11 protein-coding genes are annotated in these 14,332 nt (G+C 29.5%); all 11 read right to left on the bottom strand.

The genetic code is table 11. From position 1 onward, the window contains the following. Positions 1-3: 3 nt before the first annotated feature. The 11 genes from IC213_RS21305 to IC213_RS09945 all read right to left on the bottom strand — a co-directional run bounded on the left by IC213_RS21305 (position 4) and on the right by IC213_RS09945 (position 14,234). A complete protein-coding gene (locus IC213_RS21305) occupies positions 4-1,797 on the bottom strand; it encodes a histidine kinase (RefSeq protein WP_227831206.1) in 1,794 nt (597 codons plus the stop codon). A gap of 325 nt (positions 1,798-2,122) precedes the next feature. Continuing rightward, entirely contained in the window at positions 2,123-3,664 is a 1,542-nt protein-coding gene (rny, locus tag IC213_RS09990) for a ribonuclease Y (protein ID WP_227434331.1), read from the bottom strand. A 175-nt stretch (positions 3,665-3,839) separates the two neighbouring features. Then, positions 3,840-4,886 (bottom strand): recombinase RecA, encoded by a 1,047-nt coding sequence (recA, locus tag IC213_RS09985; RefSeq protein WP_227434237.1) that lies wholly within the window; start codon positions 4,884-4,886, stop codon positions 3,840-3,842. Positions 4,887-5,175: 289 nt separating this feature from the next. Beyond that, a complete protein-coding gene (pgsA, locus tag IC213_RS09980) occupies positions 5,176-5,718 on the bottom strand; it encodes a CDP-diacylglycerol--glycerol-3-phosphate 3-phosphatidyltransferase (RefSeq protein WP_227434236.1) in 543 nt (180 codons plus the stop codon). Then, positions 5,705-7,039: a 30S ribosomal protein S12 methylthiotransferase RimO gene (gene rimO, locus IC213_RS09975; protein ID WP_227863044.1), complete on the bottom strand. Its 1,335-nt coding sequence runs from the start codon at positions 7,037-7,039 to the stop codon at positions 5,705-5,707. Before rimO ends, pgsA begins: the two co-directional genes overlap by 14 nt. After that, complete coding sequence (gene mnmH, locus IC213_RS09970; protein ID WP_227434234.1) at positions 7,033-8,091, bottom strand: tRNA 2-selenouridine(34) synthase MnmH; 1,059 nt, start codon at positions 8,089-8,091, stop codon at positions 7,033-7,035. Before mnmH ends, rimO begins: the two co-directional genes overlap by 7 nt. 2 nt (positions 8,092-8,093) lie before the next feature. After that, on the bottom strand, positions 8,094-10,505 hold the full coding sequence (locus IC213_RS09965) for an FtsK/SpoIIIE family DNA translocase (RefSeq protein WP_227482253.1): 2,412 nt from the start codon (positions 10,503-10,505) through the stop codon (positions 8,094-8,096). 122 nt (positions 10,506-10,627) lie between these two features. Beyond that, positions 10,628-11,362, bottom strand: a complete 735-nt coding sequence (locus IC213_RS09960) for a ClpP family protease (RefSeq protein WP_227434232.1) — start codon at positions 11,360-11,362, stop codon at positions 10,628-10,630. Positions 11,363-11,473: 111 nt separating this feature from the next. Then, positions 11,474-12,697: an aspartate kinase gene (gene dapG, locus IC213_RS09955; protein ID WP_227863043.1), complete on the bottom strand. Its 1,224-nt coding sequence runs from the start codon at positions 12,695-12,697 to the stop codon at positions 11,474-11,476. Positions 12,698-12,706: 9 nt separating this feature from the next. Further along, on the bottom strand, positions 12,707-12,952 hold the full coding sequence (locus IC213_RS09950; RefSeq protein ID WP_003419503.1) for a YlmC/YmxH family sporulation protein: 246 nt from the start codon (positions 12,950-12,952) through the stop codon (positions 12,707-12,709). A gap of 34 nt (positions 12,953-12,986) precedes the next feature. Next, a complete protein-coding gene (locus IC213_RS09945; RefSeq protein ID WP_227482252.1) occupies positions 12,987-14,234 on the bottom strand; it encodes a M16 family metallopeptidase in 1,248 nt (415 codons plus the stop codon). Between the last annotated feature and the right edge of the window lie 98 nt (positions 14,235-14,332).

Below are 14,332 nucleotides of genomic sequence, written 5' to 3'. Positions count from 1 at the left end.
ATTTTACCCCTTTCTAATAGGAATGATTATTGTTGCTATTGTACCTTTTCCTATACCACTTTCTATATTTAGAATTCCATTACATTGTGTCTCTAATCGTCTTTTTACATTTTGAATACCAACATGGCTTTTTCCATCATTAACTCTTTCAAAGGGTTGGAAACCTACTCCATCATCTTTTATAACAATATAAATGTTATTTTCATCCTTGGATGTTGATACTATAATTGTTCCCCCTTCTTTTTGTTTTGTAACACCATGTCGTATCGCATTTTCAACAATTGGTTGTATAGTGAGAACAGGAATAAAAAAATCAGTAATTGTAAGCTCATAATGTATTTTTATACGCTCTCCAAAGCGTAATAACTCTATGTACAAATAATTTTTTAAATGAGCTAATTCTTTTTCAAATGGAATTAGCTTTTTTTGTGTAAGAGAATCCATATTTCCACGAAGATAAGAAGAAAATTTTTCTACTGCATGAACTGCCATGTTAGAATCATGTTTACACAAATATTGGATAGTGTTAAGTGCATTATATAAAAAATGAGGCTGTATTTGACTAAGCATTATAGAAATACGATTTTCCATCAATTCTCCCTCTAATCTCTGTTGAAACTTTTCCTTTCTTTTGATAGATAGCATCATATGCCCAATCTGTAATACAATAGTGGTTAGAAAACCTATACAAAAAAATGGTAGACTTCTAATGTATATAGTATAATAATTTGCTATTTCTGCAATACCACCTATAGTTGCTGGTAGATAAGCAAACAAAGCAATCTTAGCATCAGATTCTCTGTATATAATAATTTCAATAACCAAGAACCCCATACCAAGTAATACAATTAGAATACAGATGCTATTTTGTAAAATCAGAAACTCATGCAAATCATAAATATGAAGTATTTGGAGAATAATACAAAGTAGTATAATAGTCATAATTAAATACACACATAAATTTATAACGTTCAATCTCCACTCAGTTAAGTAAGTAGACAAATAAAGTATACAAAAAGTTGGAAGTAAAAACTGCGACAGTAATTCCAAAATACTGACAAGAGTTGGAGATTGGATAATAAGAGTAAGTATATTAAAATCTGCTAAACACCAAATTCCTCCAAATATAGCAAAACATGATAACAAAAAAATCTGACGTGTTAACTCACTTTTCAAAAAAAACAAAATGATACTTGCAATTAGACCAAATAAGCCAAAAGATATTGTTAACATAGTAAATATAAGACCAATCCTGTTTTCGTGGAGTATACTAACAATTAAATCGCCCTTGGAGCCAATCTGCATTTCATCAAAAAAACATACTAATTGTAATGCTCGCCCACTAGGGTACACTCGTTGTATATTTATCTCAACTAAATCGTCAACCGATATTCCATCAGATTTAAAACCTGTCCAAAGATGACCTGTAGACTTTGTTAGTGCATTTTCTCTACCTTCTTGTATGGAAAATACCTCTTTATTAGATACACGAATATCAACTTTTAGATGGCTGATATGTAGCAAAAGTGTCTCTCCAGCTGGAATATTTCTGCTAAAATGTCCACGCAAATAAATAGACTCTTTTCTTATATCATTCAATGAGTCAACATTGATAAACGGCTGAAGATTTTCAGAATTAGATGTTCTAAATTCTCCAATAAATGAAACTGGAATAAGATTGCTTCGAGGATTTGAATGTTTATCTGATTTAAAAGCACAAACAAACAACAGTATTACTGATAAAGTTAGTAATACTGGTAAATAATACATATACCATCTAGATGTTTTCTTTTCCACAATAGTTTCCTCCATAAAATATATGTATATCTTTTATATATTTGAATATATAAAAAAATTATATAACCTAAAAATATTTATTTAGATATAATAGATTATTTTATCACTTCATTATATCAAACAAACTTAAATAATTATACAAACAATGTGTATATAAGGATTAATTTTATTAATTCTTTATAATTAATATTTATCAGCCTTATAATTATTTCAAATTATATCATTTTATACCTTGAAAATTAAAAAGCCACAGGATAAATTATTAAATCCTGTGGCAAATCTAAATTTTTAAAAATATTTTTATTATCATTTAGATATTTATATTTTATTTTGCATATTCTATAGCTCTTGTTTCTCTTATTATACTTACTTTTATTTGTCCAGGATATTCAAGTTCATCCTCTATTTTCTTAGTCATATCTCTAGCTAATAAGTGTATTTCTTCATCATTTATAGCTTCTGGTTTTACCATTATTCTAATTTCTCTACCAGCTTGTATAGCAAATGATTTTTCTACACCTTCGTATGAATTAGCTATTTCTTCTAGTTTTTCAAGTCTCTTAATATAAGCTTCTAAAGTCTCTCTTCTAGCACCAGGTCTAGCAGCTGATATTGCATCTGCTGCTGTAACTAATACAGCTTCTACTGTTTGAGGTTCATAATCTCCATGATGTGTACTCATAGCATGTATAACTTCTTTAGATTCCTTATAACGTCTAAGTAAATCCATACCTATTTCAACATGTGTACCTTCCATTTCATGGTCTACAGCCTTACCTATATCATGTAACAAACCAGCTCTCTTAGCTAATCTAATATCTGCACCTATCTCAGCAGCCATTATACCAGCTATATGAGCAACTTCTATAGAATGTTTAAGAACATTTTGTCCATAACTAGTTCTATAATTAAGTCTACCTAATAATCTTATTAATTCTGGATGAATTCCATGTACACTAGTTTCAAATGCAGCTTGTTCACCATATTCTTTTATAATATTGTCAACTTCTTTTCTCGCTTTTTCAACCATTTCTTCAATTCTAGCTGGATGTATTCTTCCATCTGCTATTAACTTCTCTAGAGCAATTCTTGCAATTTCTCTTCTTATTGGATCAAATCCTGATAAAATTACTGCTTCTGGAGTGTCATCTATTATAAGGTCTATCCCTGTTAAAGTTTCTAGAGTCCTTATATTTCTACCTTCTCTACCTATTATTCTACCCTTCATTTCATCATTAGGTAAGCTTACTACTGTAACAGTAGTTTCAGCTACGTGATCTGCTGCACATTTTTGAATTGCATATCCTATAATTTCTCTTGATTTCTTATCAGCTTCTTCTTTAGCTTGACCTTCTATCTCTTTTATCATTATAGACATTTCACGTCTTACATCTCTCTCAGCATTTGTTAAAATAATTTCTTTAGCCTTATCAGATGTAATTCCTGATATGCTTTCTAATTTTTCCAATTGTTGAGTTTTTATTACTTCAACTTCTTCTTCTTTCTTTTCAACTGTCTTTAATTTTTCACTTAAATTTACTTCTTTAGATTCTAAATTTTGTAATTTTCTATCTAAGACTTCTTCTTTTTGTACTACTCTTTTTTCATACTTTTGTACTTCTGTTCTTCTTTCTTTGTTTTCTCTTTCAGCTTCTGTTCTCCATTTATGGATCTCTTCTTTAGCTTCTAATAACTTTTCTTTCTGTACTGTTTCTGAATCGTGGTGTGCTTTATCTATTATTTCTTTGGCCAAGTTTTCAGCTTGTCCAATTTTTGCTTCAGATATATTTTTTCTAACAAAATATCCAGCTATAATACCAACAGCTGCACCTATTACAATCATTACTACACTATCTATGACATCCACCTCCTTCGTTAATAATCCCAAAATGTCATCACTATGATTAAAAAATATTCCTAATAATTAAAATTAAATTTAGATATTTTATCCTCACTTAATTTTATAATTTTTTCAACATTGTGTCAAGCTAATAGGGAGCGTGGTATGTCCTTATTTAATAGTTATTTTTTTATATTTTCACTTATTTTTCAACAACTTCTTCTGATACCAAAGTACCGGCTTCTTCACTAACCTCATTTAAATTGTAAAATGTTCTAACTTTTTCATCTATTTCATTAGTTAAATCCATATTATCCTCTAGGAATTTTTTTACATTTTCTCTTCCTTGTCCAAGTTTAGTGTCATTGTAACTATACCATGAGCCTGATTTTTTAACTATATCTATGTCAGCAGCTATATCTAAAAGATCTCCAATTTTTGATATACCTTCTCCATACATTATATCAAATTCAGATTGTTTAAATGGTGGTGCTACTTTGTTTTTAACAACCTTAACTCTTGTTCTGCTTCCTATAACCTTGTCACCTTGTTTTATTGTGTCTATTTTTCTAACATCCAATCTAACAGATGAATAGAACTTTAATGCACGTCCTCCAGTAGTCGTTTCTGGATTTCCAAACATTATTCCTACTTTCTCTCTTAATTGGTTTATAAATATAGCAACACAATTTGATTTTTTAATCGAACCAGTTAATTTTCTAAGTGCTTGAGACATAAGTCTAGCTTGTAAACCTACATGAGAATCACCCATATCTCCGTCTATTTCTGCTTTTGGAACCAATGCTGCAACTGAATCTATTACTATTATATCAATTGCACCACTTCTTATTAATGCCTCTGCTATTTCTAAGGCTTGCTCTCCTGTATCTGGTTGAGATATGATTAGATTATCAACATCCACACCCAATGCTTTTGCATATACTGGGTCAAGCGCATGTTCAGCATCTATAAATGCAGCTATTCCTCCATTTTTTTGAGCTGATGCTACACAACTAAGTGCAACAGTCGTCTTACCAGAAGATTCAGGACCATATATTTCAACTATTCTCCCTCTAGGTAGACCTCCTATACCAATAGCTATATCTAAACCAATTGCTCCTGTTGATATAACATCTATAGACATAGACGTTGCTTCTCCCAATTTCATTACTGAACCTTTACCAAAATCTTTTTCAATTTTACCTAAAGCTTCATTCAACGCTTTTAATTTTTCTTGATCTACACTCATCTCTATACCATCCCTTCATTTATCTACAAACATTTGTTCTCTTGTTATATATTAATTATATAACATAAATCAAACCTAGTCAATTTAAAAACGCTCTTAATGATTATATTTTTATTTGCTACATTTTATTTATAAACCATTATCAATAATTATATACACAAAAGAAAATATTCCTAAAAAAGAAAAGAGATATACTATTATAGTATACCCTTTTTTACATTTTTAAAATTTTAAGTTGCTATTTTTTATTTATTAATCAATCAATTTATGATTATTAAATGATAAGATTCTATTTAGAAGACATGAAAAGTTCTTTATTTTTATATAGGTATTCCCATCCAGAATATAAAGTAAGCAGTGTTGCTATAAGTATAAGAATTCCACCTATATTTAGTATTAATTCATTTTCAAACTGAGCCCCTAACAATAAAATTACTACTGATATCATTTGAGTTATCGTTTTAAGCTTTCCACTGCCACCAGCTGCTATTACTTTTCCATCAGCAGCTGCTATAGCCCTCAATATGCTAACTGTAAGTTCTCTAGCTACTATTATAATTACCATCCAACTACTTACAAGACCATCTTCTATCATACATGTAAGTGCTGAGATTACTAATAACTTATCTGCTAATGGGTCCATAAACTTCCCAAAATCAGTAACTAAGTTATACTTTCTAGCTATCTTTCCATCTAGTGCATCAGTAATTGAAGCTACTATAAAAATAATACAAGCTAATAAAAACTTGTTCGGTACATTAAATAACATTATTAAAACAAATACTGGAATTAAAAATATTCTAAACAAAGTTAATTTGTTAGGCAAGTTCATATACAACATCTCCCATTAAATCGTATTCCATTGCATCATTTATTTGAACACTTACGAATTCTCCTACTTCAAGATTATCTACACTTTTTACATATACTATACTATCAATTTCTTCTGCATCACCCTGTGTTCTTCCTGTATATACATTATTTTCTATTTGCTCTTCTATAAGGACTTCATATGTTTTTCCTATTTTTTTATCATTAAGTTCTTCAGATATTTTTTGTTGAATCATCATTAAAGTATCTCTTCTTTGTATTTTTACTTCTTCATCTATGTGATTTGGTAATTTATCTGCTGGTGTATCTTCTTCTCTTGAATATGCAAATGCACCTAGCCTATCAAATTTAACTTCTTTGACAAAATCTACAAGCTGTTTAAAATCTTCTTCTGTTTCACCAGGAAAACCTACTATTATCGTAGTTCTAAGTATAGCATCTGGTATATTCTTTCTTATAAGTTTAATTTTATTTAATATATCCTCTTTACTAGTTTTTCTATTCATTAACTTTAAAATACTGTTACTTGCATGTTGTATTGGCATATCAAAATAGCTACATATATTATCATGTTCTTTTATAACTTTAATCAGTTCTTCTGTTATTGATTCTGGATATGAGTACATGACTCTTATCCATTTAAACCCATTTATCTTTGCAAGCTCTTCTAAAAGTTCTGGTAATCTTTCTTTACCATATAAATCAAAACCATACTTTGTAGTATCTTGAGCTATAACTACGAGTTCTTTTACTCCAGATTCAGCCAATTTATTCGCTTCTTTAATTATATCTTCAAATTTTCTACTTCTATATTTACCTCTAAGCTTAGGTATTATACAATAAGTACAATTATTGGAACATCCCTCTCCAATTTTTAAGTATGCCATATAGCTAGGTGTAGATAGATATCTTGATAAGTCCTCATTAAATACAAACTCTATATCATCAAGGCTTACAATTTGATGTTTCTCACTCAAATCTTTAAGTATGTCATCTATATTTTGGTAGCTTCCTGTACCAACTATTGCATCTATTTCTGGAATTTCAGTTTTTAATTCCTCAGAGTATCTTTGAGCTAGACATCCTGTTACTATCAATAGCTTTAGATTACCAGTCTGTTTTAATTCTGCAAATTCTATTATCGTATCAATTGATTCCTGCTTAGCTGATTCTATAAACCCACAAGTATTTACTATAATTACATCAGCTTCTTCAAAATCTCCTATTAATTTATAACCCTTTTTATTTAAAATTCCCATCATTATTTCTGCATCCACCAAATTTTTTGAGCATCCTAATGATTCTAATGCTATCTTTAACATTTTTTTTCTCCTTCCAATATGCTCTCATATAAGCCTATAACATCTTCTAGGGCTTTTTGTGTGTCATCAAAATTTACAATTTTATTGTACTTATATTTTTCCACTGAATGCATATAAAGTGGGTCGTAATATTCTATAAGATATTTTTTTACAAGCTCTTCATATTTACCTGATTCTAATAAATCAATATATCCATCTACTTCTTTATGACCCAATCTTTTTCTGAATTTATTTATACACTCTTTTAAAACCAATATATTATCTTCACCTTTACCATAAATATAATCTCTACAAAGCCTATTGACTCTATTATCAATATCACATTCCAGTAGTATATGATACCCATCTCGTATCATTGCATCGAAGATTTCATTAGGAACTATGACACTTCCAACTCGCTTACTTTCACTTTCAACAAATATATAATCCTTCTTTGAGAAAAATATACTTTCAAATAAATTAGTTTCAAAGTTCTTTTGAGATGGTGGCTTCTCATCAAATGTTATAAAACCAAAGGTTGAACCACTATTTTTAGCTATACCTTCTAAATCTAATACATCTATTTCTTTTTTCTTCAATAAATGCAATAAATCAGTCTTTCCTGAACCAGTTAATCCATGCACAGATATAAAGTTCTTTGTATTCATTATATTTCTTAAGTAATCCAATACAAAGTTTCTGTAAGCCTTATATCCACCTTCAAGTTGATAAACATTTACACCTAATGATGACAATACATTTACTATACTTCCACTTCTCATTCCGCCTCTTGCACAATATATGACGATATTATCATAATTTGCTGCAAGCTCTGCTGCCTGTAAATATATATCCTTTAGCTTATATGATACATAATCAAATCCTTTTTGTATTGCTTCATGTTTTCCCTGCATCTTATAAATAGTTCCGACTTCATTATGCTCATTGTTTTTAAAAAGAGGCATATTAAAAGCATTTAATATATGGTCTTCTTCATATTCCCCTTCTGTTCTTACATCTACAAAAACTACTTTTTCTAGCTTAAGTGCTTTTTCTATTTCTATAACTGACAATTCTATTCACCTTCTAAATTCTGCAAATCTTGTTTGCTTATTAGTACCTTTCTCGGTTTGCTTCCCTCGCTAGCTCCAATTATACCTCTTTCTTCCATAGAGTCAATAAGTCTAGCCGCTCTATTAAATCCTATTTTAAATCTTCTTTGCAACATAGAAGCAGATGCTTGACCACTATCTACAACAAATTCTATTGCCTCACTTAAAAATTCATCCTCATCACTAGATTTTGATGTGTTAACTTTAGATATAGTTTCAATTATATCTTCCTCATACTTTATTCCATCCTTAACTTGGTCTTTTACAAAATCAATTACTCTTTCTGACTCACTTTCTGATATAAATGCACCTTGAAGTCTAACTGGTTTTGCCGCTCCAAGTGGGTAAAATAGCATATCACCTTTACCTAAAAGTTTCTCTGCTCCACCCATATCAAGTATTGTTCTTGAATCAGTTTGAGATGACACTGCAAATGCTATTCTAGATGGTATATTAGCTTTTATAACACCCGTTATGACATCAACAGATGGTCTTTGTGTAGCTACAATCAAGTGCATTCCAGCAGCTCTGGCCATCTGAGCTAGTCTACAAATATAATCCTCTACATCATTTGCGCTTGCCATCATTAAATCTGCTAACTCATCTATTATTATTACTATTTTAGGTAATTTTTCCTCTGATTTTTCATTATAACTTGTTACATCTTTTACTTGAGCATCTGCAAATAATTTATATCTTCTATTCATTTCTGTCACTGCCCAGTTTAAAGCATTAGCAGCTTTTTTAGGGTCTGTAACTACAGGTATCAGAAGATGTGGTATTCCATTATAATTTGCAAGTTCAACTACCTTTGGGTCTATTAAAAGTAATTTTACTTCATCAGGGTTTGCCTTATATAATATACTACTTATCAAAGTGTTTACACAGACACTCTTCCCTGAACCTGTAGAACCAGCTATAAGTAAATGTGGCATCTTACCTATATCTCCAATTATAATTTTACCTGCTACATCTTTTCCAAGTCCCATTGCAAGAGGTGAATCAAAATTATTAAACTCTTCACTTTCTAGAACTTCTCTTACTCCAACCATTTGAGCTTCCTCATTTGGAACCTCTATTCCAATTGCACTTTTCCCAGGGATTGGTGCTTCAATTCTTATACTTTTAGCTGCTAAACTCAAAGCTATATCATCAGTTAAGTTTACAATTTTACTTACTTTAACCCCTGGACTTGGTTGTATCTCATATCTTGTTATAGTCGGACCAACTGTAACTTGATTAATCTTTGCTTCCACTCCAAAATCTGAAAGTGTCTTTTCTAAAAGAGAGGCATTTTTTAAAACCTTCTTTTTGCCATTTTCATCAGATTTTTTATTTACTTTATTTAAAAGTTCAACACCAGGTTTTTTATAATTTGAATAGTCTTCATTATTTGACTCTGATACAATGCTTATTGGTTGAGTTTTTTCTACAGCTAAATTAGATTTGCTTATATCAACTTTCTTTTCTGGTTTAGTCTCTACAACTGAATTTTCATTTGTAGCTTTCTGTAACTCTTTTAAAACATCTAGTTCTGGCATACTTTGAGTTCCTTCTAATATTTCTAAATATTCATCTTCTGCCTTGTTAAAACCAACTATTTTAATAGTTTTATCGTCTACACCATCACCATTTTCTTCTTCTAAATATTCATCTTCTTCATCTTCATTGTCACGACCTTTTGACATTAGCCCTTTAAAAAATCCAGGCTTCTTGTTTACAGTAGTATCATCCACTTCATCAGTTATCATATCTATTGCAGATTTTTTCATATTTGAAATTTTATCTTTAAAAGTTAAATTACTGTCTTTTGATGCTTTAGATTTTGACTTTGCATTTGATACCAAGTCTTTTATAGAAATATTAAATATAAACATTATAGAAAGTATAAGAGCAAATATACTTATTAGCCATCCACCTGCTATACCAAATATTTTACTCATATAATACGCAATGGTTGTTGCTATTAAACCACTACCTTGTCCACTTACACCCAATTTCATAACATCATCAAACATATTACCTTTTAGTGGGCTATCTACAGGAAGAGTTCCTGCATTTAACAATCCATAAAATACAAAAATAAATAAAATAATTATGTAGTATAATTTAGTCTTTCTCAGTCTATATATATATTCATTTCCATCAAAAAATCCTAGAAGTCCTGTTATAATTACTATAAATGGTATTGCTATGGAAAGTCCTCCAAATAATCCTTTAAAGAGATTTTGCATTATCACAGGTATCCATCCCATAGAATTAGAATTTAAACTATATAATAAAAATACACCTATAAATATGGTTATCAAATTATGATATTCTGCATTAAAGCTTAAGGTATTTACCTTCTTTTTTTTCTTCTTTTTCGTGGCCATTAATATCACTCCTTATTTTTAGCAAGTTTTACCCCTTCATAGCAAAAAGTGCTAATGCCTTAACACTAACACTCCTACTTTATTACATCATTATATCATAAATTTTATTATTTAAACAAATTTTAATCATTATTTTTTTCTTCTTCTGACTCTTTTATAAGCTCTTTTAATTTTTTAATAGCATCTTTTAATCCACCAACTTCATCTATAAGCCCATAATCTACAGCTTCTTTTCCTATTAGAACACTACCCACATCACTTATAAGCTCATCTTTCTCATGCATAAGTTTATCAAGTATATCTCTTTCGATATTAGATGTTCTTATGATAAATTGAATTATTCTCTCTTGCATCTTTTTAAAATACTCGAAAGTTTCATTTATACCTATTACAAGTCCAGTTGTTCTTACAGGATGTATAATCATTGTTGCAGTTGGAGCTATAAATGAGTAATCACCAGCAGTAGCAAGAGGAACACCTATACTATGACTTCCCCCTAATACAAGAGTAACTACTTTTTTGGATGTACTATTTAAAAGTTCTGCAATAGCTAGACCTGCCTCAATATCTCCTCCAACAGTATTTAAAACAACTAGTACTCCTTTAACATCATTACTTTCTTCAATTGAATAAAGCATTGGAATTATATGTTCATACTTCGTAGCTTTTTTCTGAGGATTTCCTATAAAATGACCTTCAATTTCTCCAATTATAGTTATACATTGGGTATCTTTAGGAGGCTGAGGAGGCATCTCACTAGTGCCAAATTGTTTTATACATTCTCTTTCCTCACAGCTAGAATCTCTTCTACAATTATCTTTATCAAATGTTTCATTATCATCTTTATAATCTTTCATAAAAAAACTCCTATCAAAATATATTTAACTTAGTTTTACCAAATAAATCAAATATATTAAGATATAAGCAAAATTATTAAATTTTGAATAAAAGTAATTGCATTACGATTCTTATTTTACATAAAATTGTTGGTGTATTGCATGTACTGCTGTATGCATATCTTCTTCACTAACTAAACAAGATATAGTCATATTTGAATCTGATGTTTGTAAAAGAGATACTCCTGCTTTTGATAACCCTCTAACTACTTTTGACATGATACCAGACATTTCATCAGCTATTCTTGAACATATCAATGTTACTTTAGCACAATCTCTATTTACTTCATAATCTAATTCAAATTTATCCAGTATTTCTTTTAATTCTTTTATATCAGCATCTTCAATAACAAAGGCTTTTTCTGATATAAAGAAATTTATCATATCTATATTTATAAGTTTCTTTTCTATTTCATTTAATACTTCTGTAAACACTTCTTCTGCTGATTTAATCTTAACTTGAGCAACACTATCTTTATTTGCAACAGCAACTTTAAGGTCTTTTTCTTGTTCATATTCTATATTTTGTTCTAAATGCTTACATAAAGAACCTATTTTTGTACCTTCAAAAGTTGGATTCATTGTATTTTTTATTGCTAGAGTTATATTTCCACTTTTAGCCAACTGTACTGCTCTTGGATGTATTACCTTAGCTCCTTTATCTGCCATTTGAAATACTTCTTCATAATCTATAAAACTCAATACTTTAGCATTTGGTTCTACTCTAGGGTCTGCAGTCATTATACCATCTACATCAGTGTAAATTTCAACTGTCTCACATTCTAAAGATTTACCAATAGCAACTGCTGATGTATCACTTCCACCTCTTCCAAGAGTCGTTACTTCACCATCATCTGTTACACCTTGAAATCCAGCTATAACAACAACTTTACCATCATCTAATGCTCTTTTTACCTTTTTAGGGTTTATATATTTTATTTTTGCATTAGAATACTCATCACTTGTAATTATACCTGCTTGTTGACCAGTAAAGAAAGCAGATTCTATACCTTTTGCATTTAATAAATTAGCAAGAACTGTCCCTGATATTATTTCACCACAAGACATTATTAAATCAAGTTCTCTTTTATTTGGTTCGTCATTTACTGAATTACATAGATTTATAAGTGTATCTGTGGCATATGGAGCTCCCTTTCTACCCATTGCTGAAACTACTAATACTAATTGTAACTCTTCATCATTATCTCTGTATGCTTTTACTATTTTACATACTTCATTCATTTTTTCATATGATTCTACTGATGTCCCACCAAACTTTTGCACTAAAATACTCATTTTTTCCTCCTAAATATATCCCTCATATTCTATAATTATCATATCATTGCCTATTTTTTTTACATTTCTCCATGGAACTTCTAAAAATGACTTATCTTTTCTTCTGGCAAAAAAGCCTTTTTCTTTTGGAATTAAAAGCGCCAATATCCCGCCTGTAGTTTCATCTAGTATAAGGTCACACTCTCCAATAACTCCTAATCTTTCTCCTGTGACTAAGTTAACTATTTCCTTACCTGCTATTTCAGATAAATTCATATTTTATACCTCCAGAGATTTACTTTTTAAGATATTAATCCAAGTGCAGAATATCTTCTACATCTCTTCCCACTATACATGTACCAATATTTTCTATATTGAATACCTTATCAACAACTTTTTTTACTGAATTAATATCAACATTATTTATACATTCAAGTATTTCATCTGTAGTTTTTACTTTTTTACTCAATAACATAGATTTACCAGTAGACATCATTCTACTGCTAGTACTTTCTAAATCCAATATATAATTACCTTTTAGTTGCTCCTTACTTTCAAATATTTCTTTTTCTGTAAGATAATTTTTTCTTATATTTTCAATTTCTTCTTTTATTAAATTATAAACATCTTGTAAATTTTCTGTACTCATACTTGCAAATATACCCAATTCACCACATTTTCTGTATAGTGTTTGTGATGAATATATTGAATATACTAACCCTTTTTCCTCCCTTATCTTCTGAAAAAGTCTTGAGCTTATACTTCCACCAAAAATATTGTTTACCACTGCCATTGAATAAACTTCATCATCATTTTCAAATGGAATACCTTTTAAACACATAGCCAAATTTACCTGTTCAGTATCTTTATTTTTTGATATAAAACAAGGATTAAACGTAGCCTCAGTTACGTCTATATTTAAATTTCTCTTTTTCCAGTTTCCAAATTTAGATTCAAGTTTATCTACCATATCATCAAAGTCAAAGTTTCCAACTATAGAAATGACTGCATTATTTGGAATATAATATTTGTTTAAGTACTCTAACATAGATTCCTTAGTTATATTGTATAGAGAATCTTTTGTCCCAATTATATTCATCCCTAAACCATCATTAGCATATATATTTTCGACTAATAAATCATAAGATAAATCGTCTGGAGAATCTTCATACATCTTAAGTTCCTCCAGTATTATAAGTCTTTCCTTATCTATATCATTTTTATCAAATCTAGAATTTAGTATCATATCACTTAATACATCTATTCCTGTATCTATATGCTCATCTATTAATTTTACATAATAACATGTACATTCTTTACTTGTAAATGCATTGATTTGCCCACCTAAATTGTCAATTGTGCTAGCAATCTCTTTTGAGGTTCTATTTTTGGTTCCTTTAAACATCATATGTTCTATAAAATGAGAAGTTCCACTTACCTCTTCTTCTTCTATTCTAGACCCTGCATTTATCCAAATACCTAATGTTATTGACTTTAGATATGGTATTTCTTCACCAATTATTGTAAGCCCATTTTCCAGTATTTTTGTCTTATACATTACATTCTCCTAAAAATTTATTCTTTATTTTACATTGGATTATTGAAAACACTATCTTCTAATTCTATTTATTTTTATATGTATTACATTATAAGTCA

The sequence above is a fragment of the Clostridioides sp. ES-S-0049-02 genome (genome assembly GCF_020658465.1).
Taxonomy (GTDB): domain Bacteria; phylum Bacillota; class Clostridia; order Peptostreptococcales; family Peptostreptococcaceae; genus Clostridioides.
The sequence above is the reverse complement of the archived record's forward strand: the minus strand, read 5'-3'. Positions and strand labels throughout refer to the sequence as shown.